26 protein-coding genes and 1 riboswitch are annotated in these 25,928 nt (G+C 64.1%); of the genes, 14 read left to right on the top strand and 12 right to left on the bottom strand.

Going from position 1 to position 25,928, the window contains the following annotated elements; all coding sequences use genetic code 11:
• Positions 1-14 precede the first annotated feature (14 nt).
• The gene (locus PQR42_RS26495; protein ID WP_408207436.1) at positions 15-1,226 is read right to left on the bottom strand and encodes a D-amino acid dehydrogenase; all 1,212 of its coding nucleotides are present in this window, start codon (positions 1,224-1,226) and stop codon (positions 15-17) included.
• A gap of 184 nt (positions 1,227-1,410) precedes the next feature.
• Positions 1,411-1,504, bottom strand: a riboswitch (glycine riboswitch).
• 211 nt (positions 1,505-1,715) lie between these two features.
• On the opposite strand from PQR42_RS26495, the gene PQR42_RS26490 reads away from it, so the two are divergent.
• Positions 1,716-2,348, top strand: a complete 633-nt coding sequence (locus PQR42_RS26490; RefSeq protein WP_408207434.1) for a LysE family translocator — start codon at positions 1,716-1,718, stop codon at positions 2,346-2,348.
• Positions 2,349-2,364: 16 nt separating this feature from the next.
• Here PQR42_RS26490 and PQR42_RS26485 read toward each other — a convergent pair whose 3' ends face one another.
• Positions 2,365-3,597, bottom strand: a complete 1,233-nt coding sequence (locus PQR42_RS26485; RefSeq protein ID WP_408207432.1) for an MFS transporter — start codon at positions 3,595-3,597, stop codon at positions 2,365-2,367.
• A 295-nt stretch (positions 3,598-3,892) separates the two neighbouring features.
• Between PQR42_RS26485 and PQR42_RS26480 the strand changes: the two genes are divergently transcribed.
• Positions 3,893-4,288, top strand: a complete 396-nt coding sequence (locus tag PQR42_RS26480) for a PaaI family thioesterase (RefSeq protein ID WP_408207430.1) — start codon at positions 3,893-3,895, stop codon at positions 4,286-4,288.
• A 9-nt stretch (positions 4,289-4,297) separates the two neighbouring features.
• Here the strand turns inward: PQR42_RS26480 and PQR42_RS26475 are convergent, their stop codons facing one another.
• Both PQR42_RS26475 and PQR42_RS26470 read right to left on the bottom strand, forming a co-directional pair.
• Positions 4,298-4,825: a GNAT family N-acetyltransferase gene (locus PQR42_RS26475; protein WP_408388128.1), complete on the bottom strand. Its 528-nt coding sequence runs from the start codon at positions 4,823-4,825 to the stop codon at positions 4,298-4,300.
• An 8-nt stretch (positions 4,826-4,833) separates the two neighbouring features.
• Positions 4,834-5,406 (bottom strand): helix-turn-helix domain-containing protein, encoded by a 573-nt coding sequence (locus PQR42_RS26470; RefSeq protein ID WP_408388126.1) that lies wholly within the window; start codon positions 5,404-5,406, stop codon positions 4,834-4,836.
• Between the two features lie 294 nt (positions 5,407-5,700).
• On the opposite strand from PQR42_RS26470, the gene PQR42_RS26465 reads away from it, so the two are divergent.
• Complete coding sequence (locus PQR42_RS26465; protein WP_408388124.1) at positions 5,701-6,405, top strand: YceH family protein; 705 nt, start codon at positions 5,701-5,703, stop codon at positions 6,403-6,405.
• A gap of 5 nt (positions 6,406-6,410) precedes the next feature.
• Here PQR42_RS26465 and PQR42_RS26460 read toward each other — a convergent pair whose 3' ends face one another.
• The 7 genes from PQR42_RS26460 to PQR42_RS26430 form a co-directional block, all read right to left on the bottom strand.
• On the bottom strand, positions 6,411-6,929 hold the full coding sequence (locus PQR42_RS26460) for an SLATT domain-containing protein (protein ID WP_408388122.1): 519 nt from the start codon (positions 6,927-6,929) through the stop codon (positions 6,411-6,413).
• Between the two features lie 104 nt (positions 6,930-7,033).
• Positions 7,034-8,314, bottom strand: a complete 1,281-nt coding sequence (locus tag PQR42_RS26455) for an acyl-CoA dehydrogenase family protein (protein ID WP_408207420.1) — start codon at positions 8,312-8,314, stop codon at positions 7,034-7,036.
• 141 nt (positions 8,315-8,455) lie between these two features.
• Complete coding sequence (locus PQR42_RS26450; protein ID WP_408207418.1) at positions 8,456-9,361, bottom strand: ABC transporter permease; 906 nt, start codon at positions 9,359-9,361, stop codon at positions 8,456-8,458.
• A gap of 2 nt (positions 9,362-9,363) precedes the next feature.
• The gene (locus PQR42_RS26445) at positions 9,364-10,278 is read right to left on the bottom strand and encodes an ABC transporter permease (RefSeq protein WP_408207416.1); all 915 of its coding nucleotides are present in this window, start codon (positions 10,276-10,278) and stop codon (positions 9,364-9,366) included.
• 96 nt (positions 10,279-10,374) lie between these two features.
• A complete protein-coding gene (locus tag PQR42_RS26440) occupies positions 10,375-11,670 on the bottom strand; it encodes an ABC transporter substrate-binding protein (protein WP_408207414.1) in 1,296 nt (431 codons plus the stop codon).
• 87 nt (positions 11,671-11,757) lie between these two features.
• Complete coding sequence (locus PQR42_RS26435) at positions 11,758-12,816, bottom strand: ABC transporter ATP-binding protein (RefSeq protein WP_408388120.1); 1,059 nt, start codon at positions 12,814-12,816, stop codon at positions 11,758-11,760.
• Entirely contained in the window at positions 12,813-13,085 is a 273-nt protein-coding gene (locus PQR42_RS26430; RefSeq protein ID WP_408388118.1) for a hypothetical protein, read from the bottom strand. Before PQR42_RS26430 ends, PQR42_RS26435 begins: the two co-directional genes overlap by 4 nt.
• Before the next feature lie 45 nt (positions 13,086-13,130).
• On the opposite strand from PQR42_RS26430, the gene PQR42_RS26425 reads away from it, so the two are divergent.
• The 3 genes from PQR42_RS26425 to PQR42_RS26415 are packed head-to-tail and all read left to right on the top strand — an operon-like array spanning position 13,131 to position 15,427.
• The gene (locus PQR42_RS26425) at positions 13,131-14,096 is read left to right on the top strand and encodes a polysaccharide deacetylase family protein (RefSeq protein WP_408388116.1); all 966 of its coding nucleotides are present in this window, start codon (positions 13,131-13,133) and stop codon (positions 14,094-14,096) included.
• On the top strand, positions 14,093-14,827 hold the full coding sequence (locus PQR42_RS26420) for a GntR family transcriptional regulator (RefSeq protein WP_408388114.1): 735 nt from the start codon (positions 14,093-14,095) through the stop codon (positions 14,825-14,827). Before PQR42_RS26425 ends, PQR42_RS26420 begins: the two co-directional genes overlap by 4 nt.
• Before the next feature lie 9 nt (positions 14,828-14,836).
• Positions 14,837-15,427: a flavin reductase family protein gene (locus tag PQR42_RS26415; RefSeq protein WP_408207406.1), complete on the top strand. Its 591-nt coding sequence runs from the start codon at positions 14,837-14,839 to the stop codon at positions 15,425-15,427.
• A 19-nt stretch (positions 15,428-15,446) separates the two neighbouring features.
• Here PQR42_RS26415 and PQR42_RS26410 read toward each other — a convergent pair whose 3' ends face one another.
• A complete protein-coding gene (locus PQR42_RS26410) occupies positions 15,447-17,033 on the bottom strand; it encodes a gamma-glutamyltransferase family protein (protein ID WP_408388112.1) in 1,587 nt (528 codons plus the stop codon).
• A 408-nt stretch (positions 17,034-17,441) separates the two neighbouring features.
• Here PQR42_RS26410 and atzF point away from each other — a divergent pair, with 408 nt between their 5' ends.
• From atzF to hpxZ, 8 genes are all read left to right on the top strand, one after another.
• Entirely contained in the window at positions 17,442-19,280 is a 1,839-nt protein-coding gene (atzF, locus tag PQR42_RS26405; protein WP_408388290.1) for an allophanate hydrolase, read from the top strand.
• A gap of 23 nt (positions 19,281-19,303) precedes the next feature.
• Positions 19,304-20,401: a BMP family ABC transporter substrate-binding protein gene (locus PQR42_RS26400; protein ID WP_408388110.1), complete on the top strand. Its 1,098-nt coding sequence runs from the start codon at positions 19,304-19,306 to the stop codon at positions 20,399-20,401.
• A 54-nt stretch (positions 20,402-20,455) separates the two neighbouring features.
• The gene (locus PQR42_RS26395) at positions 20,456-21,571 is read left to right on the top strand and encodes an ABC transporter permease (protein WP_408388108.1); all 1,116 of its coding nucleotides are present in this window, start codon (positions 20,456-20,458) and stop codon (positions 21,569-21,571) included.
• Positions 21,564-22,490: an ABC transporter permease gene (locus PQR42_RS26390; RefSeq protein ID WP_408207398.1), complete on the top strand. Its 927-nt coding sequence runs from the start codon at positions 21,564-21,566 to the stop codon at positions 22,488-22,490. Before PQR42_RS26395 ends, PQR42_RS26390 begins: the two co-directional genes overlap by 8 nt.
• A 61-nt stretch (positions 22,491-22,551) precedes the next feature.
• Positions 22,552-23,244: a biuret amidohydrolase gene (gene biuH, locus PQR42_RS26385; protein ID WP_408388106.1), complete on the top strand. Its 693-nt coding sequence runs from the start codon at positions 22,552-22,554 to the stop codon at positions 23,242-23,244.
• 2 nt (positions 23,245-23,246) lie between these two features.
• Positions 23,247-24,857: an ABC transporter ATP-binding protein gene (locus PQR42_RS26380; RefSeq protein ID WP_408388104.1), complete on the top strand. Its 1,611-nt coding sequence runs from the start codon at positions 23,247-23,249 to the stop codon at positions 24,855-24,857.
• Complete coding sequence (locus tag PQR42_RS26375; protein ID WP_408388102.1) at positions 24,854-25,549, top strand: cysteine hydrolase family protein; 696 nt, start codon at positions 24,854-24,856, stop codon at positions 25,547-25,549. Before PQR42_RS26380 ends, PQR42_RS26375 begins: the two co-directional genes overlap by 4 nt.
• Positions 25,540-25,926, top strand: a complete 387-nt coding sequence (gene hpxZ / locus PQR42_RS26370) for an oxalurate catabolism protein HpxZ (RefSeq protein WP_408388100.1) — start codon at positions 25,540-25,542, stop codon at positions 25,924-25,926. The genes PQR42_RS26375 and hpxZ overlap by 10 nt, the downstream gene beginning before the upstream one ends.
• Positions 25,927-25,928 lie beyond the last annotated feature (2 nt).

Below are 25,928 nucleotides of genomic sequence, written 5' to 3'. Positions count from 1 at the left end.
CCCCGCAGCGGGCGCTACTGAATCGCGCCTGCCAACACCTGCGCCGTCGCGGCCGACAACGTCCAGCCCAGATGTCCATGCCCGGTGTTATAGAACACACCGCGCCGTTTGCCACGGCCCACCTTGGGCAACATGCTCGGCAACATTGGCCGCAAGCCCGCCCACGGAATCACGCGCGAGGTCGACACCTCGGGGAAATAACGCCGCGTCCAGTCCACCAGCGGCGCGATCCGGTCCGACCGGATATCGCGGTTGAAGCCGTTGATCTCCGCCGTGCCGGCCACGCGAAAGCGATCCACGCCGAGCCGGCTCGTGACGATCTTCGCGCTGTCGTCGAGCAGGCTGACCCACGGCGCGCGCTGCTGGCTGAGTTCGTCATCGAGGCAGACCGTGATCGAATAGCCTTTGACGGGGTAGATGTTCACGTGGTCGCCCAGCATCGACGCGAAATCGCGGCTCTTCACGCCCGCGCACACGACGATCCGCTCGAACGCGAACTGCTGCGACTCGCCTTCGAGATCGACCATCAGCGTAAAGCGGCCCTCGGCAGGCTGCTCGATCGACGTGATCTGCGCGTCGTAATGAAACTCGACGCCGTGCCGCACGCACGCCTCAGCAAGCCCGCGCGTGAACTTGTGAATATCGCCGGTCGAATCGGACGGCGTGAAGAAGCCGCCGTAAAAATCGCCGTGCAATGTGGGCTCGATGCCATGCAGTTCGCTCGCCGTCACCGGATTGCGGTCGAGTCCGCCTTCGCGCAGCAGTTCGTTTACCTTGCTCGCGGCATCGAACTCCTTGCGGGTCTTGTAGATGTGCAGAATGCCGCGCCGTTCGAGATCGAAGTCGATGCCCTCGGTCTCGGCGATCGAAAACAGATGCTCGCGCGCGGCAATCGCGAGCCGCACGGTTTCAACGGTGTTCGCCCGGTAATGCGGAATCTCGCGCAGGAATTCGCCCATCCACGAGTACTTGTGCCAGGTGGGCGTGGGATTGAGCAGTAGCGGGGCGTCGCGCGTGAGCATCCAGCGCAGGCCTTTCATGACGGTGGCCGCGCTGTTCCAGACTTCGGCATTGCTGGCGGATAACTGGCCGCCGTTGGCGAACGAGGTCTCCATCGCCGCATAGCGATGGCGCTCGAAGACGGTGACGTGGTGGCCGCGCTGAGCGAGGGCGTGAGCGGTCGTGACGCCGGTAATGCCGGCGCCGATAATGGCGATTCGTGACATGACATGGTCCAGAGTAGTTGAGCATCACCGGTGTCGATTTCGTGTCGAAACCGGCGTCGATGCCCCATCTGTCCATGTACCTGAGAGTTTCTTCCCCGCGGCAGCCGGGCCCGATGCGAGCCGTGTGCGGGGAATCCCCTTCGGTGGGCGCACAGGGGATTCCAGTGCGCCGCTCTCCAGATGTTCCTGCTGCGCGGTCCTTTTGCCTGAGAGTTTCCGGGGCGGTTGCTCCGTCGGCGTCGTCACGAACGTCTGACGATCTCTCCCGCGCTGCATTGCAGAACGGTTCGACAATACCGTTCAAAAAATTCCACCGCAAGTCTTTCCTGCGATGCACTGCGCAAGCGGTGGTTTGAAGCCGCGCGTCTGGAGATGAATGCGGCTCATGCTTCGATGCGAATTTTTCAAGCCCGGCTGCGAGGCTGAAATCGCCGGCATCGGCTATATTGGGCATCGCTGCCCGACTTCCAATTCACAGAGGAGAATGACGTGCCCGCCTTCCCAACGCTGCTCGCCTTCGGTCTGGTCTCGCTCGGCATGGTGCTCACGCCGGGGCCGAACATGATCTATCTGATCTCGCGATCGCTCTGCCAGGGCCGGCGCGCGGGTCTCATCTCGCTCGGCGGCGTCGCGCTCGGCTTCGTCTTCTACATGTTCTGCGCCGCGTTCGGCATTACCGCGCTGCTGTTGACGGTGCCGTACGCCTACGACGCGTTGCGCTTCGGCGGCGCGCTTTATCTGCTGTATCTGGCATGGCAGGCGGTCAAGCCGGGTGGCCGTTCGCCGTTTCAGGTGCGCGATCTGCCACACGACAGCCGCCGCAAGCTCTTTACCATGGGCCTCGTCACCAACCTCGCGAATCCGAAAATCGCGGTGATGTACCTGTCGCTGCTGCCCCAGTTCATTTCGCCGGGGCACGGCAGCGTGCTTGCGCAGTCCATCGCGCTTGGCTGCGTGCAGATCGTCATCAGCGTGACGGTCAATGCGCTAATCGCCAGCATGGCGGGTTCGATCGCGGTGTTTCTCGGCGGCCGGCCGGTGTGGCTGCAGGTGCAGCGCTGGCTGATGGGCACGGTGCTCGCCGGACTCGCGGTGCGCATCGCGCTCGATTCGCGTCGTTAAGCTGTCTTGAGGCGCGCTATCCGTTACGCGCCACGACCGAACCTCTGAACACCCAGCCGTTGAACAGCGCCCCGCAGAGCATCAACGCGCTGGTGATCAGAAACACCGCCTGCATGCCGAAATGCGCGCCTGCAAAGCCGCCCGCTAGCGGCCCCGCCACCTGTCCCGCGTAATTCGCTGAAGTCGCATAGCCGAGAATATAGCCGGCCGAGCGGTCGGGCACGTTGTGGCGGATCACGCTCGTGATAGACGGCAGCAGGCCGGCCAGCGCCAAGCCCATCAGAAAGCGCAGCGCCACCAGTTGCCAGCCGCTCGTGACGAATGCCTGCGGCACCAGCAAGGCCGCACACACGGCGAGACACGCCACGATCACCTTGGGCGCGCCGATGCGGTCGGCCAGACGCCCCACACGCGACGCCGCCAGCACGCTGCCCAGCGCCGAAGCCGACATCACGAAGCCCGACACGAGCGTGACGTGCCTTGCGTCGTGCACCAGTTGGCCGACGTACACGGTGATGATCGGCTCGATGGACATGTTGGCGAACATCAGCAAGCCGGCGGTGAACAGCATCGCCAGCACGGGACGCAGGTCCGGCACGGTGGCCCAGCCGGTCGGCGTATCCGCCGCGCGCGTTTTGCCGCGCGTGCGTTCGACTGGTTGCTCTTTCACAAGCAGCGTGGTTGCGATGAACGCGCAGAAGATCATCGTGCCGGCAATGAAAAACGTATTGCGGATGCCGATCAGCGGCGGCAACGCGCCGCCCACCAGCGGGCCGACCAGACTGCCCGCCATCACGCCCGAAGCCAGCGTGCCGAGCGCCCAGCCGGTGCGCGAGCGCGGCGTCTGCGTGGCGATCATCACGGTCGCGCCCGACGCATAGCCGCCGACGAGACCCGCCAGAAACCGCAATCCCACCAGTTGCCAGACATTCTGGGCGAGCCCGAGCAAGGACATCACGATGGCCATGCCGAGGCTCGCGCGAATCAGGATCAGCTTGCGTCCGTAGCGATCGGCCATGCGTCCCCACAGCGGCGACACCAGCGCGGCGGCGAGAAACGTCGCACCGAACGCGACGCCGGACCACTGCACGGCGGCCGCGGCCGTATGGACGCCGAGCTGCTGCACATAGAGCGGCAGGAAAGGCAGCAGCAACGTCATCGCGACGATGGTCGTGAACGAGCCGAACAGGCAGACATAGAGATTGCGCTGCCAGTGCGGTGCGCCGTCGGTGGGAGAGGTTGAACTCATCGAGCCAGGATGGGATGCGGGCGAATGACGTCGGGCCGCGGACGCGGCGAAAAACCGATTGTGCCTGAGAGCGGGCAATCGGACCGGTGAAGCGGGCAGGGGCGCGGCCGATCAATGAGCCATCGAGCGACGCATCACGGGCAAACCGATAACGTTAGCCGGCGCAGTCTGGTGCTGCCCTGACGATGCGGCCATGAACCCTGGTATGCTGACTATTGCGCCATTGCGCCATTGCGCCATCGATCTCGCACCACGCACGCCGCGCATTTTTCACCTTGAACACAAAGGTACGCCCATGTCCGACTTTCCCATCGACAACCCGTTTCTCGAATCGCTCGGCGTTCGTCTCACGCAATGGCGCGATGGCTACGCCGAACTGCTCATGCCGATCGACGCGAGCAAGCTCAATCGCCAAGGTGTGCTGCAAGGCGGCGCGATCGCGACGCTGCTCGACGCGGCGGCGGGCTATGCCGGACTCTTTGCGGCAAGCGGCGCACCGGCGCGGCATGCTTTCACGCTCTCGCTGACCACCAATTACCTGGACAAGGGGCTCGGCGAATCGGTCACCGCGAAAGGTTTTCTGGAGCGCGCGGGCCGCTCGATTTTCTTCTCGCGCAGCGAGGCCTGGGTGGACGGCAAGCTGCTGATCGCCAGCGCGCAGGGCACGTTCAAGTATTCACGGACGGCTTGATACAGAGGCTCATAGCGCCTTGTACATGATGGTGGTCGCATCGAACTCATGGGTGTGCGTGCCACGCGCGTATCCCGGGATCACGCCCGCCGTCCGATAACCCAGCCCGGTATAAAGCGGCTCGGCGTGGTCGCCGGTGCGGGTGTCGAGCGTGAGCAGGCTGCGCTGCAATCCATGCGCATGGCGTTCCAGTTCCGTCATCAGCGCCCGTGCGATGCCTTGACGGCGAAAGCCTGGATGGACCAGCAGCTTGCGCACCTCGGCGCGATGCCGCTGATTCGGCATCGTGTCGTAATCGAGTTGCACGGTGCCGGCGATCGTCTCGCCCTGACGCGCGACCAACAGCACCAGCCCGCCGGCACGCAACGAAGCCAGCACTTTGCCGCGCCAGAACGCTTCGCTCTCGTCGACACTGCACGGCATGACGAAGCCGACGCTGGCGCCGTCATGCACGCAGGCACGCAGCAATGCGCCGAGTTCTGGAAGATGGCGCGCGAGGTCGTCGGCGGTGAATGGGGTGATGGTGGTCTTGCTCATACGCTGGCTCACACGATGAAGAGAATGTAGCGGGCCGCGCTATGCGCGGGCGTCACGAAAGCGCTGGGGCCGAACAGTTGATAGCGCAGGCAGTCGCCTGGTTGCAGGTCGTGGGTCTGGCCGTCGACGGTGATTTGCAACTGCCCTTCGAGCAGGATCAGGTGATGTTCGAGGCCGGGCCGCGGCGACGCGTCGTAGGTGATGCGCACGCCCGCGTCGAGCTCGCATTCCAGCGCCTCGCCGCTCAGCGCCTGGGCGGGCGGCGACACGGAGCGCCGCCGGAAGCCGACACTCGCGTCGGTCCAGAGCGACTGGGCGTCGCGCGGCACGAGCGGCGCGAAGTCTTCCTCGACCATGTGCATGAGGCGCGACATCGGCAGGCCGTACGCGACGCAAAGCTTGCCGAGCACGCTGGCCGTCGGGCTCACGGCGGCGTTTTCGAGGCGCGACAGCGTCGCGCGGCTGACGCCGCTGAGCTTCGCGAGGTCGTCGAGCGACCAGTTGCGCTCTGCGCGCAGCGCCCGCAGACGCTGGGCGATGCGGCGGTCGATGGCGTTGTCGTCGGGAGGTGTGTTTTCCATATTCGGGAAAATATCTCGAATATGGGATTGGATCAAGAAGGAAAAAAATGCACGGGGCCGTGCGACCGGCCACGCTCGTCGAGGGCGTCGCCTTACCCATGAAAATCCACAGTCACCGTCTGCTCGTCTCGTGTCACACGAGCCTCACGCGCGCTTCTCCGCAGCGGAGATTCATACACCTGCGCGGTCTGAGCCGTTTATCATAGTGCCCACAAACCAGAAAGCGCCGCCCGGCTGTGCAGCGGTAAAGCACATCATCCACGAGACCCGGCGGCTCATGCCGCGACATCATCCATGAACTCCACTCCCGACGCTTCTTCCCGTCCTTCGATCCGTGCGCTGACCTTGCTTGAAGGACGCGTGCTCGGCGTGCTCGTCGAAAAGCAGCACACGGTGCCGGACAGCTATCCGCTTTCGCTGAACGCGCTGACTTTGGGCTGCAACCAGAAAACCGGCCGCGCGCCGGTGATGAACGCCACGGAAGCCGAGGTGCTGACCGCCATCGATGGATTGAAGCGGCTCAGCCTCGTGATGGAAGGCAGCAGCAGCCGCGTGCCGCGTTTCGAGCACAACATGAATCGGGTGCTGGGGCTGCCGAGCCAGTCGGCGGCGTTGCTCACCACCTTGCTGCTGCGTGGTCCGCAAACCGCGGCCGAATTGCGCCTGAACAGCGCGCGTCTGCATGGCTTCGCGGATATCTCGTCGGTCGAGGCGTTTCTCGACGAACTCGCGGCCAACGACCCGCCGCGGGTCGCGAAACTCGCTCGCACGCCGGGCGAGCGCGAGAACCGCTGGACGCATCTGCTATGCGGTGAAGTGAGCGCGAGCGAGTTGGCGCAGCCGGGTGCTGAAGACGACTCGGTGCCGCTGTCCGCGTTCGAGGCGGTCAAGGCCGAACAGAAGCGTCTCGCCGATGAAGTGAGCCGGCTGCAGATCGTGGTCCGCCGCATGGCAGCGGAATTGGGCATCGATGCAGCGGATCTCACCTCTGGAGAGTGAAGCCTTCAGGTATCGCGGTTGCGCTGCGGATCCGCTGACAACGTCCGCTGCGTGCGATAAAAAACACGCGGCGGCACATTGGGCGAATCTTCGGCGAGCCGGTCGAGTTCGTCGCGGATCGCGGTGAGGTAGTGGCCGTCGCGCGCGTCGGCATCGCCGGCGAAGATCGCTTCGAGCCTGCGGCGCACCGCGCCATAGCGCGCGCCGGCCGCGCGATGCTTTTCGGCGCGCTCGGCGTAGCGCAGGAACGTCTGCAGCGCGGCGGAGACCGCTGCCGTCACGCTCACGAGGCCGATGAAAATCCTGAGCGCCGGCGAAACCGCGGACAAGTTCAGCGATGCGAACACCGCCGTGCCCACGAAGGCGGTGAGGGCGGTCACCAGCCAGCCGACCTGGCGGTCGCGCGCCGATAGCAGATCAGCCATGTCGTAGTGGCTCATCTGGGATTCGCGCGCACGCCGGATCCATTTCAGCAGAAGCTGGTTCTCGTCGACCGGAGGCTCGTAGGCAGGCAGATTCTTCATGTCGCTCGTCAGGCTGTTCGGTTGCGCAAGCTTAGCGCATGCGTCTGACGATACTGTGCCACATGAAGCCGGCGACCCGCGAACCGGTCGCGCGATAGCGGTCTTTATGCCGGTGCCGCGGCTAGTTCCGTCGCCGATGCTGCTTGCCGCGCCACCCCGAAGCGCTCGCTATGCGCGTTGCCGTTCAGGTAAAAATCACCGATCGCGGCCTCGCGAATGATCGCGGGATTGTGCGACGCCAGCACGCGAGCATTGCGCCAGTAGCGATCGAAGCGGCGCGTCTCGCTGGTCGCCGATGCCCCGCCCACCTCGAACAGCAGCGTCGCCGCTTGCAGAGTTTGCTCGATGGCGATCTGTTGCGCCTGGAAGGTCTGGATGTCCAGGTGGATGTACGTCTGTTCGTTGGTGCGGCCTTCGTGTCGTGCGACCGAGACATCATCGATGGCACGCGCGAGCGACGCGCTGATGCTCTGTGTCGAGTAAGCCAGGCTCGCGAGGCGGCCGACCACGCGATGCACGAGCGGATTGTCACGCGGGCTCGATTCGCCCGGCACACCGAACGTGCGGGTTTTGGCCTGCGTGAACGCGACCGCATCGCGCAACGCCGCGCGGCTGATCCCCGCGAGGTTCGCGACATGCAGCGCCTGGTAGTAAGCCGTGAGCAGGCTGTTGCGACGCGGCTCCGAGGCGTTATAGCGCCGGTAGAGATTGTCGAGCGAGACTGGCACATGGGTAAAGCGCGCCGTGCCGCTGCCCGTGAGCCGCTGCCCGAAGCCGTCCCAATCGTCGATACGTTCGACGCCTGGCGTGTCGGCTTTGACGAGCACGCGCACATCGCTCTGGCCGTCGTGCGCGGTGACGTCCACCCAATCCGCGTACAGCGTGCCGGTGGTGTAGTACTTCTCGCCGTCCAGATACCATGCGCCATCGGTTTGCGTCAGACGCACGCTGTTGTTGGTGACGCCGGTGCGCTCCGACACCGCGCCACCGACAATCTGCCCTTGCGCCACCCGCGTGAGCCAGCGGTCGCGCAGCGATTCGTCGCCTTGTTCCAGCAGCGATTCGATAAAGCCACCATGCACGCGCAGGATTTGCGGCAGATTCGAATCCGCTTCGCCGAGGCGCGTCACCAGCGCGAAGAACTGCGCGAGTGAGATGCCTTCGCCGCCGTATTGCCTGGGCACGCGCAGTTTGGTGTAGCCCGCTTCGCGCAGCCACTCGACGGGCGCATAAGCAAGTTCGCGATGCTGCTCGCGTTCGACCGCGCCCTCGGCGATACGCGCGAAAACCGGCGCGAAGCGGCGGGTCAGCGGGTCGTCGCCGAAAAGTTGCGCGGCGTCGGCGATGCTGTGATCTGGGTTCGTTGCTGATTGAACTGCGGACATGGGTTCTCCGAAACAGGGTGCGCGCGAGGCGCAATCAGAGAACGGTAAGGGACGCGACAGGGTGCTAGCAACGAAGTATTTGGCCGATTCTTAGCAGCAGGAGTGAAATGGTTTTGGTGCGCGCCACGGCAAGCACACGGCTTATTTCAATCCCGCCACCGCACGCCTGCGCGCCAGCAATCGCACCACAAGCAGACACACGCCCATCACGGTCAGCGACAACACCGTCGTCATGGTGCCCAACGCGTAGATCACCGGCGTGGTCACCGACGTGGTGAGCCCCTGAAGCTCCAGCGGCAAGGTGTTCTGATCGCCGATCGCCTGCGAGGTGCGGGCAATCTCGTCCCATGAGAGCGTGAAGCCGAACATGGCGACACCCACCACCGACGGCCCGATGATCGGCAGCACCACGTGCCGGAAACTCTGCCACGGCGTCGCGCCCAGATCGCGCGACGCTTCTTCGTAAGCGGGATTGAAGCGGTTGAACACCGCGAACATGACGAGCAAACCGAACGGCAGCGTCCATGTCAGATGCGCGCCGAGTGCCGAGGTAAACAAGCCCATCGAAGTGGTGTAGCTATCGGCGAAAGACTGATAGCCCCACGCGGAAGCGAAGTACTTCACGCCATTATCCAGCAGACGGAACGTCAGGCCGATGCCGAGCGAAACGATAATGGACGGCATGATCAGACTGGCCACGGAGACATAAAACACCGCTGTATCGCCGCGAAACTTTCTGCGAAACGCGAGGCCCGCCGCGACGGAAAACAGCACCGTCAGCACCGTGACCGCCAACGCGAGCCGCACGGAACGTCCGAACGCGCCCCAGATATCGACATCGCCCACACCGTCGCGCAGCGCGGCGAACCAGTGCAACGACACACCGCGCATTGGAAAAGTCAGGCCGCCCTCCGGGCCCTGAAACGACAGAATGAAAATCGTGATCACGGGTCCGTAGAGAAACAGCACGAACAGCCCGAACAGCAGCGCGAGCCAATAGAAACTCGCCGGACGGCGTTCCCGATGTTTGAGGCGAATGGCCTGCATCTTCACAGCTCCTTGCGGATGTCGACGACCCGCGTCAAACCCCACACGATCATCAGCACGACGGCGAGCAGCATGATCGCGTTGGCGGCTGCCGCGGGAAATTGCAGGTAGCCGGTTTGCACCTGAATGATCTTTCCCACCGATGCGATCTGCTGGCCGCCCATCACGCCGACGGTCAGAAAATCGCCCATCACGATCGTGATAACGAAGATCGAACCGATCACGATGCCGGTTTTCGACAGCGGCAGCACGACGTCACGGACCACTTGCCAGCCGCTCGCGCCGGCATCGCGCGCGGCTTCGAGCAGCGACCGGTCGATACGCATCATCGCGTTGAAGATCGGCACGATCATGAAGAACGTGTAGAGGTGAACGAAGGCGAGCACCACCGAAAAGTTCGAATACAGCAGCCATTCCAGCGGCTGATCGATCAGATGCGCGCCGAGCAAGGCCTGATTCACGAGACCGTTGCGTCCGAGCAGCGGCATCCACGAAATCATGCGGATCACGTTCGAAGTCCAGAACGGAATCGTGCAGACGAGGAACAGCACGGTCTGCATGCTCGTGGTGCGCACATGAAACGCGAGAAAGTAAGCGATGGAAAAGCCCAGCAGCAACGTCACTGTCCACACGATCGCGCAGAACTTGAGCGTCGACCAGTACGTCTTGAAGGTGACGCAAACGTCGGTCAGCGACGAACAGCCGTTGAAGATCGCCGCGTAGTTTTTCAACGTGAACGCGGGAATGATCTGGTATTCGTTGAAGTCCCAGAAACTGACGATCAGCGTGATGACCAGCGGCACGATGAAAAACAGCAGGAACGTCAGCGAAAGCGGCGTCGCCTGCAGCCACGCCGGCGCTCGGCGGTGTTTGACGGGTTCGTCCCGCGCGTGCGAGGAAAGGTCGATCGTTGCCATGGGCGTATTTCTAAAGAATGGACTATGCGTTCATTCGGACAGGTGGTGACAGCCGGCGTGTCGCGTGCCGGCTGTCGTATCGAACCGCCGCGCCGATCAGGCCGCGATGAACTCGTTCCACTTCTGGACCATGTAGATGTTCTCGTCCATCACCGCGTTCCAGCAGGCAATCGCGCCCATGCGCTGGTTGTACGAGCCGCCGTCGCGCACGGTGCCGGTCTTTTCGAGCAATTGGCCGTCCGGCGCCTTGATGTCCTGCGCAGCCGGTTTGCCTTCGATCCAGTAGTCCCACTCGTATGGCTGCATGTGCGTCTTCGCGGTCTCGAGCACGCCCGAGTAATAGCCCTGACGCATCAGATACGCACCCGCCCAACCGTCCTGGAACCAGTTGACGAACTCATAGGCGGCGTCGAGCTTCTTGCCTTGCAGCGAACGCGGGAAACCGAAGCCGGACGCCCACGAACGATAACCTTCCTTAAGCGGCTGGAATTTGCAGGCGACACCCATGGTGCGGACTTTCGTCACGGCAGGCGACCACATCGACTGAATCACCACTTCGCCCGAGGCCATCAGGTTCACGCTCTCGTTGAAGTCCTTCCAGAATGCACGGAACTGGCCGGCGCGCTTCGCTTCGATCAGGATCTTGATGGTCTGATCGATCTCGGCCTTGGTCATGTTGCCTTTGTCGCCGTATTTCATGTGACCCATCGCCTCGATCGCCATGGCCGAATCCATGATGCCGATCGCGGGAATGTTCAACAGTGCAGCCTTGCCCTTGAACTGCGGATTGAGCAGTTCCGCCCAACTGTCGACGGGCCGCTTGATCAGGTCGGGGCGAATGCCGAGCGTGTCCGCGTTGTAGGTCGTGGGAATCAGCGTCATCCACTCGGTGGGCGTGGCGGAGAACGCCGTGGAGCGCGGACCGGTGAGGAACATCACCTTCTTCGGCGCGGTGCCTTGATCGCCGATCTTCTTGCCGTTGACTTCGCCACGCGTGAGCACCGGCGTGATCTTGTCGGCGAGCTTGATGCGCTTCGCGTCCATGCCGGCCAGCGTGCCGGCCGGAATCAGCTTCTTGAGCGCGAAGTATTCGGTGTCGACGATGTCGAACGAGTTCGGTTGCGTGATGATGCGTTTGGCGACGTCGTCGGTGGTCACCGGCACGTATTGAATCTCGATGCCGGTGTCTTCCTTGAATTTCTTCGCGATGTCGGCGCTTTGATTGACCGCTGTGCCGAGGTAGCGCAATGTGATTTTTTCCTGCGCGTGCACGTACGGAAAACCGGCAATGCCGGCCGCCGCCACCGCGCCCTTGATGAACGTGCGGCGCGACAGGCCTTTTTCCTTCACATCCGTTGCGGCCGCTGCCGGGCTTTCGTTCGTTTCACTCATTGCTTTCTCCTCAGTTGACGTTCGATTGACGTTTGGTTATCGCTTGTTCGAAGTTGCAGTCACGGATGGACGACGCGGGTTCGATACTCACGCCGCGAGCGGATGCGCGTGCCGCTCTTCCCACCAGACCACCACGCGTGCCTCGGGACCGAGCCGCGCCGGGTCGTAGTCGCCGTCGCTCACGAGCGAGACCAGTTCGGGCGACCCGTCGAGCGGATCGAGCGTCACGCGCAGATGCGTGCCCTGATATTCGGCTTCACGCACCGTGCAAGGCACGCCACCGATACGCGTCATGCCGTTGTCGCCGCTCGCGTTCTGCACCGGCGTAATGCCATGCGGCACGACGCGCAGATGATCGGCGCGCACGGTAAACGACCGGCCATGGGTATTGAAGACGTTGTGACCGCCGAGAAAGCGCGCGACAAATTCGGTGCGCGGACGGTTGAAGACTTCATGCGGCGTGCCGCTTTGTTCGATACGTCCATGACTCATCACCACGACGAGATCGGCGAGTGCCATCGCTTCTTCCTGCGAATGGGTAACGTGCACGAAGGTAATGCCGAGTTCCTTTTGCCAGCGCTTGAGTTCGGCGCGCATCTGCACGCGCAGGAACGGGTCGAGCGCGGAGAGCGGTTCGTCGAGTAACAGGCAGCCCGGCTGATTCAGCAGCGCGCGGGCGAGCGCGACGCGTTGCTGCTGCCCGCCGGATAGCTGCGCTGGTTTGCGTTCGGCGTACGCGGACATGGCGACCAGTTCGAGCAACTCTGCGGCGCGCTTGCGCCGCGCGTCTTTGCCGATGCCGCGCATTTTCAGGCTGAACGCGACGTTGTCGAGCGCACTCAGATGCGGAAACAGCGCGTAGTTCTGGAACACCATCGCTGTGCCGCGAGCAGCGGGCTCGGCGCGCGTGACGTTACGGCCGGCAATCAGAATGTCACCTTCGGTGACCGATTCATGCCCGGCGATCATGCGCAGCGTCGAGGTCTTGCCGCATCCCGATGGTCCGAGCAGGCAGCAGTACTGGCCGCCGGCGATGCGTAGATCGATCGCGTCGACGGCGAGCGAGTCGCCATATTGCTTCGACACGTGCACCAGCTCGATGTCGGCGGCTTTGGTTTCGAGCACCGTTGAGGCAGGCTGAATCATGAAGGGGTGTCCTCGTAATCGGCGAAGAGCGGGCACACAAAAACCAATGCCGCGCCTGAACGACGGCAAGCAAATGCAAGACATGTGCCATCGTTTGCTTCGAGCGCTTGATTGATTGCCGACACGCCGGTGTGCTTAACGTCTACGAGTTGGCTCACATATTGCAAACGATCCTCAGCGTCGATCGTTAGCGATTCCAACGATTCTTTTGCGCGATCACGGTGCGTGCCGGGTCCGTCGCGGGGCATGAACTGGCCATTCCGGTTCATGCACCGATGCGGCTCAGCGCTTTTCCTCACCCACGGCTTCTTCAAATGAACGACACACGGAACATGCCCGCCGCAGAGAGCCGCGCGCGTCAATTGCTCGCCACGCATGGCCGCTTCGCGTACCGCCCGATCACCGACAGCGACGCGTACCGCTGGCCTGGCGGCAGCGGGCTCGCGGTCTATCTGGGTTTCAACATCGAACACTTTGCCTTTGGCGAAGGACTCGGCGCCGCGCTCGGTCCGGTCTCGCCGCAACCGGATGTGCTGAACCATAGCTGGCGCGAGTACGGCAATCGCGTCGGTGCGTGGCGCTGCATCGAACTGTTCGATCAACTCGCGTTGCCCGCGGGGACGCTCATCAACACCGCGCTCTACGATCATTGCCCGGAGTTGATCGCGGCCTGCGTGGCGCGCGGCGACGAACTGATCGGCCACGGCCACACGAACGCGCACCGCCAGAGCGATCTCGACGAAACCGGCGAACGTGAGCTGCTTCTGCATTGCCGCGAACGGATCGCTGAAGTGTCCGGCACGGCGCCGCACGGCTGGCTTTCGCCGTGGATTTCGGAGTCTCATCTGACGCCCGATCTGCTCGCCGAGACCGGCTATCGCTATACGCTGAACTGGTGTCACGACGATCGTCCCGTGCGAATGGCCACACGCGGTGCGCCGCTGTGGTCGATTCCGTATCCGCAGGAACTCAACGATTTGCCGATGATGGTGGGCCGCCATATGGATGGCCGCGCGTTCGCCGACATGATCATCGACCAGTTCGACGAGATGCTCGAACAGGCCAATCGCGGCGCGCAGCCACAGGCGCTCGTGATGGGCATCGCGCTCCATCCGTATCTGGTCGGGCAGCCGTATCGCTTGCGGCATCTGCGCCGCGCGCTCGAGCATATCGCCGCGGCACGCGCCCGAGGCGACGTGTGGATCACCACGCCGGGCGCGATTGCAAATCATATGGACGTGATGGAGCGGGACGGCCTCGTGCGCCCGGCCGTCGCGTGAACGCGAAAGCCGGCGCGGCCACCGCGAAGAAAGCCGTGAAAGACGACGCGGATCTCGACGCACGCATCTACCAGTCGATTTTCGACGGCGTGCTGAATCATCGTCTGACGCCGGGCACGAAATTGCCGGAGCCCGAGTTGTGCCAATTGTTCGGCGTGGGCCGCGCGGTGGTGCGGCGCGTACTGGAAAAGCTCGCGTATGACGGCATCGTCGTATTGCGGCCGAACAAGGGCGCGGTGATCGCCGAACCGACGCCCGAGGAAACGCGCGAGATCTTCGAGGCGCGACGCTCCGTCGAACGGATGCTGGTCGAGCTGGCCGTGCAGCGCGCGAACGCCAAAGACATCAAGGCGTTGCGTCAACAGCTCGCGAGCGAACATGAAGCGATGCATCGCTTCGATCAGCCTTCCTGGGCGACGCTCGCCAGCGGTTTTCATATGCGCATCGCCGCGCTGGCGGGCAACTCGATTCTGCAAAACTATCTGAAGGAACTGGTCTCGCGCTGCTCGCTGATCGTCGGCGTGTATGAGCCGCCAGGACATGCGCCGTGCGAACACGCGGAGCACGCGGCGATCGTCGATTGCATCGAGGCGCGCGATGCAGCGGGCGCGATCGCGCATATGGAAGCGCATCTGCGCGACCTCGAAGAGCGGATCGAAACCTCGCGGATGCGTGGCGAAAAAAGCCTCGGCCAGTTGCTCGGCATTACCGCATCAGCGACTCCCAACTAGGCGGTGGACATGGAAATCGACTTCGAAGCGATCACCGAATACCAGCGTTACAAGCTGATGGCGAGCCTGATCGTGCCGCGTCCGATCGCGCTTGTCACCACGCTCGGCGCGGACGGCACGATCAACGCCGCGCCGTTCTCGATGTTCAACATGCTCGGCGAGGAGCCGCCGATCGTGATGATCAGCGTCAACCGCGTGGCCGACGGCACGCTGAAGGACACGGCGGTGAATATCGTGCGCACCGGCGAGTTCGTGGTGCATCTCGCGGACGAAGCCATCGCCGGGAAAATGCATCGCTGTGGGGAAAGGCTGCCGCCGAATGTGAGCGAGCTTGCCGAGGTCGGCTTGACGCCGGTGCCGAGTTCGCACGTCAAGCCGCCACGCATCGCCGAAGCGCCGGTCGCGTTCGAGTGCACGACGTGGGAGACGCTGGAGACGACGAGCCGGCAAATTTTCATCGGACGCGTGCATCGGCTGCACGCGCGGGACGAACTGATCGATACGAAAAGGTGGCGCGTGCGCTTGCAACACTATTTCCCGGTGGGCCGCTTCGGCGCGAGCGACTATGTGACGACGCGCGACCGCTTCACGTTAGAGTGACGCGTCGGCGCCCGGTGCGTCACACCGCAAGTGCCCGGCCGTCGCTGCGAGGATCGTGCGCGCCCGTGGCCGACCCGTCCGCCTCGATGCGAATCACGCCTGGATGCCCCGCCAACGGACTTTGCGCATCGATCGCGCTCACTTCATGTCCACGTGCGGCGAGTGCTGCGAATACCTCGGCACCGGCGTCTGCTTCGAGCTTCAATGCATCGCGCGTGTCGGAGAAAGTCTTGCCGAGCAGAAAGCGCGGACGGGCGAGGGCGGTCAGCGGGTCCATGCCGTAGTCGATCAACCGCGTGAGAATCGCGGCCAGCGTTTGCGGCTGACCGTCCGCGCCTTGCGTGCCGAATAGCAGTTGCGGGCGACCATCCTTCACATACATGCCGGGGTTGAGCGTATGGAAAGGCCGCTTGCCCGGCTGCACGGCGTTGTGATGCGCGGGATTCGTGCTGAACGACGCGCCGCGGTTGTGCCACAGAATGCCGGTGTCGCCCGCCACCACGCCACTGCCCCAATCGAAGTAGACCGTTTGCAGCACGCTGACGCTGCGGCCTTCGCGATCCGTCGCGCCGATGAACACCGTATCGCCCGGACGGAAAACATGCGGCCATGCTCGCGCTTTGCGCTGATGGATCGAGCGGGCGTGAGCGTCGAGTGTGGCGGGGGAGAGCATCTCGTCGACCGGCACGATATTGAACTCGGGATCGCAGACGAAACGATCACGGTCCACGAACGCGCATTTAACGGCTTCCACCAGCAGGTGATAGTAATCGGCGCTGCCTTCCGGAATCGATCCAAGATCGAAGCGCTCCAGGGTGCCCATGATCTGCAAGGTCGTCACGCCTTGCGTGGGCGGGCGCAGGCTCACCAGTTCACCACCGCGATAAGTGACACGCAGCGGCGCTTCATTCCGCGCATGCGTGCGGGCGAGGTCGCTAGCACTGAGTGGCGAACCGGCTTGCCGGAGACCATGGGTGATTCGCTCAGCCAGGTCGCCTTCATAGAATTCGCCTGCGCCGAAACGCGCGATCCGTTCGAGGGTCTTTGCCAACGCCGGTTGCACGAAGCGCTCGTCGATCGCGGGAATATGGCCGTGCGGCATGAAGGTCGCCGCGAAACCTGGCAACGCCTGCAATTCGTCGGCGCGCATGGTTTGCCAGAAATGCTGTGACGGTGTGACGGGATAGCCGTCGACGGCAAGTTCGAGCGCACGGTCGAACAGCGACGACCACGACTGCTCGCCGCCCCAAACGCTTTGGCTGATTTCGTAAGCCTGATGCCATGTATCGACGGTCGCGGCGGTGGTGATCGCGGACGCGGGACCGCGCAACGGGATCGCACCGTTGAACGCCGGCAGTTGCGCCACGGCCTGGCCAATGCCCGATAACGTGCGCATCGTCCCTTGCCGGTCGCCGATCACCCAGAAGGCGTCGCCGCCGAGTCCGGTGAAATGCGGATACGTCACACACAGCGCCGCGCCGATCGCGATGGCGGCTTCGATGGCGTTGCCGCCCGCGCGCAGGACGTCGCGGCCGGCCTCGCTCGCTAACGCGTGCGGACTGGTGACCATGCCGCCATGCGTGCCGGCGGGGTTCGGATTGTGCATCGAGGCTCCGCTACTGAGGGTTCGCCGGAAGGTGCCGCGAGTATAGGTCGCCAATTTTTAGCTTCGGTGATACGCGTGAGCGGCAAGATCACAAAACGAGGCGCGTGAGATGGTGCGCGCATTCATCACGGCCGGCACATCGCAGCCCGCGTTGCCGACGCGCGAGTCGGCGCGAATCCAGGGCGCGGGAGCCCCGAGTTGGTGAGCGCTGCACCATCGGAAGCGCGGAGCGGCGTGGTTTCATGGGCGGCGCGGTTGCTGTGACTGAAGTGGTGAAGTGCCTCCTGGCTTGGCTTTGAACCGAATCTACACGGCGGAAAAAGCAATTGGCATAGCTCCTGCTAATTCGAGTCCAAACTTGTATTCAAGATTGAACTCAAGGAAAAACAGGTGTCTATTTCTTCCCCCATGACGGTCAAAGGTCTGCTCGCGGCATACGCTGCGGGAAGCCTCACGCCGACCGAAACCGTGTCGTCGGCGCTGGCGCAAATCGACGCGATTGACCGGCCCGAAGTCTGGATTCTGCGCGTGCCGACAGCCGACCTGCAGGCCCGCGCGAAAACGCTCGAAGCGTTATACGAAGCACAAGGCAGCGCCGTGTTCGAACAGATGCCGCTGTTCGGCGTGCCGTTCGCGGTCAAGGACAACATCGACGTCGCCGGCTTGCCGACCACGGCCGCTTGCGACTCCTTCGGCTATACGCCGGACACATCGGCGTTCGCCGTGCAGCGGCTCATCGACGCCGGCGCCATCCTCATCGGCAAGACCAATCTCGATCAGTTCGCCACCGGCCTCGTCGGCACGCGTTCGCCGTATGGCGCCGTGCGGCACACCGAGTCGCCACTGCGCGTGTCGGGTGGGTCGAGCTCGGGCTCGGCGGTTGCCGTGGCAGCGGGTTGCGTGGCGTTTTCGCTCGGCACCGACACAGCTGGTTCGGGACGTGTGCCGGCGGGATTCAATGGGCTGGTCGGTCTGAAACCTTCGCTGGGACTGGTCAGCAAACGCGGCGTGGTGCCCGCGTGCCGAAGCCTCGACACGATCTCGGTGCTCGCACACGACGTCGACGATGCCTGGCGCGTGCTCGACGAAATCGCCTGCTTCGATTCGCTCGACGGCTACTCGCGCAAGGTGCCGAGCCTTGGCCTGCTGCGTTCGGCTCCGCGCATCGGCGTGCCGGAACGACTGGAGTTTTACGGCGATGCCATCGCGAGCCGGGCGTTTTCAACCGCACTCGATACGCTCACGACGCACCTACGTCTGCCAACGCAAGCTATCGACTTCGAATCGCTCAAGGCCGTTTCCGCCTTGCTCTACGACGGCCCGTGGGTCGCGGAACGGCGCGCCGCGCTCGGCACTTTCTTTGAAACCCATCATGAAGCGATCGATGCGGTCGTGGCTAAAGTGATCGGCAAGGCCGAGCAGTTCAGCGCCGCCGATGCCTTCAACGGCCAGTACGCGCTTGCCGATCTCAAACGCCACGCCGAAGCGCTCTTCGACACGATCGACGTCCTGATCGTGCCCACCACGCCGACACATCCGCTGATCGCCGACGTGCAGGCCAATCCCGTCGAACTGAACAGCCAACTCGGCTACTACACCAACTTCGTCAACCTGCTCGATCTGTGCGCGTTGGCCGTGCCGTGTCAGCGGCGCAGCGACGGTTTGCCGGCCGGCGTCACGCTGATCGCGCCGAGCGGCGCGGACCGCCGTCTCGCCGAACTCGGCGCGCGGATTCAGGCTTTGTTCGCGAATGCCGCGGAGGCTTCAACGACAACGACCACACTCATCCAGCCGTTGCCATTCCAGGAGCCCGCCATCACCCTCGCGGTAGTCGGCGCGCATCTACGCGGCCAGCCGTTGAACTGGCAACTCCAGGAAGCCGGCGCGCGTTTCGTGAAAGCGACGCACACCGCGCCCGGCTACAAGCTCTACGCGCTCGCCAACACCCAGCCGCCGAAACCCGGCCTCGTGCGCGCGACGCAGCAGCAAGGCCAGCCGATCGCCATCGAACTGTGGGAACTGCCGCTGCGCACCTTCGGCCAATTCGTCGCCGACGTGCCCGCGCCGCTCGGCATCGGCACATTGCAACTCGCCGACGGCCACAGCGTGAAAGGCTTCATCTGCGAGCCGTCCGCCGTGAGCGACGACAGCGGCGCACTCGACATCACGTCGTTCGGCGGCTGGCTCGCGTATCTGGCCAGCCTCAAGCCAAAGCCGCAAGCCGACACTCAGGCCAACGCTCTCTAACCCTCGATCAGGAATTGGACACCATGACCAGCCGCCGCCATTTCATCAAGAGCGCCAGCCTGTTGACGCTCGGCAACATTCTGCCCATCCAGTCGGTGTTCGCCGCGCCGAAGACCACCGTCGGCGTGATCTACGTCGGCGCGCGCGGCGATTACGGCTACAACCAGGCGCAGGCGCAAGCCGCCGCGGTGATCAAGAAGATGCCCGACGTCAAGGTGGTGGAAGAGGAGAACGTGCCCGAAACCATCGCCGTGCAGAAGACGATGGAAGCGATGATCGAACAGGACGGCGCCACGCTCATCTTCGCGACTTCGTTCGGCTACTTCGATCCGCACGTGCTGAAGATGGCGGCGAAGTATCCGAAGGTGCGCTTCGCTCATTGCGGCGGTTTGTGGAAGCAGGGCAACCCGTCGAACATCACCAGCTACTTCGGTTATATCGACGAGTGCCAGTACCTGAACGGCGTGGTCGCCGGCCATATGACGAAGAGCAAGAAGCTCGGCTTCGTCGCGGCCAAGCCGATTCCACAGGTGCTGCGCAACATCAATTCGTTCACGCTCGGCGCGCAGTCAGTCGATCCGTCGATCACCACGCAGGTGATTTTCACGGGCGACTGGTCGATGCCGGTCAAGGAAGCGGAAGCCACTAACAGCCTCGTCGATCAGGGCTGCGACGTGCTGACCTGTCACGTTGACGGCCCGAAGGTGGTGGTTGAGACCGCGGAAAAACGCGGCGCGATGAGTTGCGGCTATCACGCGAGCCAGGCCGCGCTCGCGCCCAAGGGTTATCTGACCGGCGCGGAATGGGATTGGGCGACACCGTACAAGCAACTGGTGACGGGCGCGCAAGCCGGCACGGCGCAGCCCAACGTACTGCGCGGCGGCCTGAAAGAGGGCTTCGTGAAGATGTCGCCGTACGGCGCGAAAGTCACGGCCACCGCGAAGCAGAACGCCGACGCGATCAGAAGCAGCATGGTGGCCGGCAACTTCGTGATCTTCAAAGGCCCGATGAAGGACAACAAGGGCGGCACGGCGATCGCTTCCGGCGCGAGTCACAGCCAGACCGACTACACCCTGGAAAGCATGAACTATCTGGTCGCGGGCGTCGTCGGCCAGATCTGATTCCGATGACGGCGATGTTTGCGTGACGACGTTTGCGTCAACCAAGGAGCCGTGATGCGCCCCAATGCCTCTGCCGCGAGAGTGATGCTCTCGTTCTTGCCCGCGTTGCCGACCGTGCTGGCGGTGCTCGGCACCTTGCTGCTGTTCTCGCTGTTCCTGCTGGTGCAGGGACAGCCGGCGCCCGACGCGATCGCGCTGATTTTCCAGGGCGCGTTCGGTTCCTCGTTCGCGTGGCAAAGCACCTTGCTGCGCGCCGCGCCGCTGATGCTGACCGCGTTGTGCGTCGCCTTGCCCGCGCAGGTCGGGCTGATCGTGATCGGCGGCGAGGGCGCGCTCGCACTCGGCGGCATGTGCGCCGCCATCGTCCCGCAGATGCTGCCGCATAACACGCCCTGGCTCATCGCCACGCCGTTGATGGCGCTCGCCGGCATGCTCGCCGGCGGCGTCTGGATCGGTGCGGTCGGCGCGTTGCGGCAGTGGCGCGGCGTCAACGAGACGATCAGCAGTCTGTTGATGTCGTATATCGCGATTGCGGTGTTCAAGCATCTCGTGGAAGGGCCGCTGCGCGATCCCGCAAGCCTGAACAAACCGTCGACGCTGCCGGTCCCCGACGCGATGATGATCGGCTCGATCCCCGGACTCGAAATACATTGGGGCCTGTTCTGGGGCATCGTCGCGTGCATCGCGGCGTGGGTGTTCGTGAAGTTCAGCACCAAAGGTTTTGCAATGCGCGTAGTGGGCGGCAGCAATCGCGCCGCGCGTCTGGTCGGCTTGCCGGTCAATGCGCTTGCGCTGACGGCGTGCGTGCTGGGCGGCGCAGCGGCCGGCCTCGGCGGCATGTTCGAAGTCGCGGCGGTGCAGGGCAGCGCGAACGCGTCGCTGCTCGCGGGCTACGGTTACGCGGGCATTCTCGTCGCCTTCGCGGCGCGCCAGAATCCGCTCGCGATCATCGCGTGCGCGCTGATGATCGGCGGCATCGAGGCAAGCGGCAGTCTGCTGCAACGGCGCCTCGACTTGCCCGACGCCACCACGCTCGTCCTGCAAGGCCTGCTGTTCGCCAACCTGCTCGCGTGGGAAGCGCTCGGCGGCCGCATCGCCACATGGCGCGTGAAGTTGCAGGCCGCCGCGCAGACCGATCTTCCCGTGCAACTGGAGCAGACCCATGCCTGATATGCACTCGCCCATCGTCATCCTGTTGCTGTCGCTGTTCGCGGGTGCGATCCGCGTCAGCACGCCTTATCTGTTCGTCAGTCTCGGCGAGTGTCTGACCGAGAAGGGCGGCCGCGTGAATCTCGGCCTGGAAGGCATTCTCGTGTCGGGCGCGATGAGCGGTTATGCCGGCGCGTTTCTGAGTGGCTCGCCGTGGGTCGGCGTGCTCGCGGCGGGCGCGGTCGGCTTGCTGCTCGGCTGTCTGCATGGCCTCGTGTGCTCATTGCCGCGCGTGTCGGACATCGCCTTCGGCATCGCGCTGATGTTGCTCGGCACCGGACTCGCGTTCTATCTCGGCAAACCGTTTATCGAACCGCAAGCGCCGATGCTGCCGTTCATCGATCTCGGCGCCTGGAGTTCGTCGCCGCAACTGCATAACGCGCTGCATCTGAATCTGCTGTTCGTGATCGGCGTGGCGCTCGCGTTCGTTTTGCAATGGGGCTTGCGCAATACGCGCTGGGGCATGGTGCTGCGGCTCGTCGGCGATCACGCGGAAACCGCGCGCGCGATGGGCTATCCGCTGACGCGCGTGCGCATCGCGGCGACGGCGGTGGGCGGCGTGTTCGCGGGCATCGGCGGTGCGTATCTGTCGCTGGTCTATCCGGGGAGCTGGAACGAAGGGCTTTCCAGCGGCCAAGGGTTGATGGCGGTCGCGCTCGTGATCTTCGCGCGCTGGCAGCCGTTGCGCTGTCTGTGGGCCGCGTTGCTGTTCGGCGCCGCGGGCGCGCTCGGCCCGGCGTTGCAGGCGATCGGCGTGACGAGCGGCTACTACCTCTACAACGCCGCGCCGTATGTGCTGACGCTCGTGATCATGATCATCAATTGCCGTCCGGATCGCACGCTGGCGGGCGCGCCAGGCGAGCTGAGCCTGACTCGCTGACATGCTCGCGCATCCGCGGACCTTGCCGATTCTCACGAACCCTACCCAGGATATTTCGACCATGACCCGATTCATCGAAGCGAGACCCTACCCGTGGCCCTACGACGGCAACCTGCGCCCGGAGAACACCGCGCTCGTGATCATCGACATGCAGACGGATTTCTGCGGCCACGGCGGCTACGTCGACAAGATGGGCTACGACCTCTCGCTCACGCGCGCGCCGATCGAGCCGATCAAACGCGTGCTGAAGGCGATGCGCGAGCAGGGCTTCACGATCATTCACACGCGTGAAGGGCATCGTCCGGATCTCTCCGATCTGCCCGCCAACAAACGCTGGCGCAGCCGCCGCGCGGGCACCGACGGCGTGGGCATCGGCGACGACGGTCCGTGCGGCAAGATTCTCGTGCGCGGCGAACCGGGCTGGGACATCATCGACGAACTGAAGCCGCTGGCGGGCGAGATCGTCATCGACAAACCCGGTAAAGGCTCGTTCTGCGCGACCGATCTCGAACTGATCCTGCGCACGCGCGGCATCGAGAATCTGATTCTGACCGGCATCACGACCGATGTCTGCGTGCACACGACCATGCGCGAAGCCAACGACCGTGGGTTCGAATGCACGGTGCTCGCCGACTGCTGCGGCGCGACCGACAAAAGCAATCACGACGCCGCCTTGCACATGATCACGATGCAAGGCGGCGTGTTCGGCACGGTGTCGGACTCCGGCGCCTTGCTGCAAATGCTAGGTGGATGATCATGTCGACCGTACGGCAAGCCCTCGGTGTTGAAGTGCTGAATGCGAGCAAATCGTTCGGCGCGTTTCGCGCGCTGGATGGCGTCTCGATCAAGGTGAAGGCCGGCACGATCCACGCGTTGCTCGGCGAGAACGGCGCGGGCAAGAGCACGCTCGTGAAGGGACTCGTCGGCTACGGCGTGCTCGACGACGGACAGATTGCCGCCGATGGCCGCGAAGTGCATATCCACTCGCCGCGCGACGCGCAGGCGCTCGGCATCGGCATGGTGTATCAGCATTTCACGCTGGCCTCGGGGTTGTCTGTCGAAGAGAACTTGCTGCTCGCGCGCGGGCAGATGCCGTGGAAAATCGACTGGAAAGCGGAGCGTGCGGCGCTCGCCGCGTTCATGCAGCGCATGCCGTTTCGCTTGCCGCTCGACGCGCCGGTCGCGTCGCTCGCCGCCGGGGAAAAGCAGAAGCTCGAAATCCTGAAGCAGCTCTACTTGCAGCAGCGCTTCCTGATACTCGACGAACCGACTTCCGTGCTGACGCCGCAGGAAGCCGACGAAGTGCTCGGCCTGATGCGCGACCTGACCACGAGCGGCGAGTTGACCGTGCTGATGATCACGCACAAGTTTCGCGAGGTGATGGCCTACGCCGACGACGTCACCGTGTTGCGCAAGGGGCGTCAGGTCGGCACCAGCGCGGTGGCGAACACCAGCCGCGACGAACTCGCCGCGTGGATGATGGGCGCGGTCGCAACGGACAACGCGCCTGTCATGGCCGCGGTGACGGAGAAACGCGTTCAGCGCAAACCGCTCGACGAGTCCGCGCAAGTGCGCCTCGCGTTGCGCGATGTATCCGTGGAAGACGATCGCGGCCACACAGCGGTGAAGCACGCGACGCTGTCCGTGCGCGCGGGCGAAATTCTCGGGCTCGCGGGCGTCTCCGGCAACGGCCAGAAGGAACTGGTGGAAGCGCTGGTCGGCCAGCGCCGGGTGAAGACCGGCGACATGCAGGTCGCCGGCAAACCTTACCAGGCGACCCGCGAACAGATGACGCAACGGCGGGTCTTCGCGATTCCTGAAGAGCCGCTGAAAAACGCCTGCGTCGGTGGCATGAGCGTGGCACAGAATCTCGCGCTGCGTGACTTCGACCGCGAGCCGTTGCGGCGCGGCGGCTGGTGGCTCGATCGCCGCGCCATGCGCGAGCGTGCCACGCAGTTGATCGGCGAATTCAACGTGCGCCCGCCAGTACCGGAACGCGCGATCGGCACGCTCTCGGGCGGCAACGTGCAACGCGCCGTGCTGGCGCGCGAACTCGGGCAGCCGGTGGATGTGCTGATCGTCGCGAATCCGGTGTTCGGACTCGACTTCGCGTCGGTGGCCGATATTCATGCGCGTCTGATGGCCGCGCGCGATATGGGCGCGGCGGTGCTGCTGGTCAGCGAGGACCTCGACGAACTGCTCGAACTCGCCGACCGCATCATGGTGATCGCCGAGGGCGAGCTGGTGTTCGAAACCCCGGCGGCCCGCGCGGATCGCACCGTGCTCGGCCAGCATATGGCCGGCCACGGCGACACGCCCACGCGGCCCGTCGCGCCGGCCGAAAAACTGAGGGAAGCCATCGAATGACATCGACTCACAGGGTAACGATCAACGCCCAACCCGGCCCGTTCAGTTTCGATTCCACGAAAACCGCGCTGGTCGTGATCGACATGCAGCGTGATTTCATCGAGCCGGGCGGCTTCGGCGAATCGCTTGGCAACGACGTCTCGCTGCTCGCGGAAATCGTGCCGACCGTAGCCGCGTTGCTGGCCTTCGCACGCAAGCATGGATGGTTCGTCGTGCATACGCGTGAATCGCATGCGGCGGATCTGTCCGACTGTCCGCCGGCCAAACGTCTGCGCGGCGCGCCGAATGCGCGCATCGGCGATGCCGGGCCGATGGGGCGCATCCTGATTCGCGGCGAGCCCGGCAACGCGATCATCGAGCCGCTCGCGCCGCTGGCCGGCGAACTGGTGATCGACAAACCGGGCAAGGGCGCCTTCTACGCGACGCGCCTCGGCGAGGAACTGGCGATGCGTGGCATCACGCATCTCGTGTTTGCCGGCGTGACCACCGAAGTGTGCGTGCAAACCTCGATGCGCGAGGCCAACGACCGTGGCTATGACAGCCTGCTGATCGAAGACGCCACCGCGAGCTATTTCCCCGCCTTCAAACAGGCCACGCTCGACATGGTGCGCTCGCAAGGCGGCATTGTCGGCTGGACCGCGCCTCTTGCTTCACTGACCAAAATCGACGAGACGACCCAAGCATGGAAGTAAATCAGCCCGAAATCGTGGCACAGGTGCACGCGGCGTTCATCGAATACGAGCGCGCGCTGGTCGACAACGACGTCGCGGCGATGAACGCGCAGTTCTGGCACACACCGGAAACGGTGCGCTACGGCATCGCGGAAATCCAGCATGGCGGCGAGGCGATCCGTGCCTGGCGTGAGCAGTGCGAGCCGGTGCCGAAGTCGCGCAAGCTGCATCGAACTGTAGTGACCACTTTCGGCACCGACTTCGCCACGGTCAGCACCGAATTCACCAGCGACGCCACGCCGTTGCTCGGGCGACAGATGCAAACGTGGGCGAGACTGAGTCCCGACGATGGCTGGAAAATCGTCGCCGCGCATGTGAGTCTTATCCCCAGCCCATGAAA

This window comes from Paraburkholderia sediminicola (assembly GCF_046027355.1).
Taxonomy (GTDB): domain Bacteria; phylum Pseudomonadota; class Gammaproteobacteria; order Burkholderiales; family Burkholderiaceae; genus Paraburkholderia; species Paraburkholderia sediminicola_B.
The sequence above is the reverse complement of the archived record's forward strand: the minus strand, read 5'-3'. Positions and strand labels throughout refer to the sequence as shown.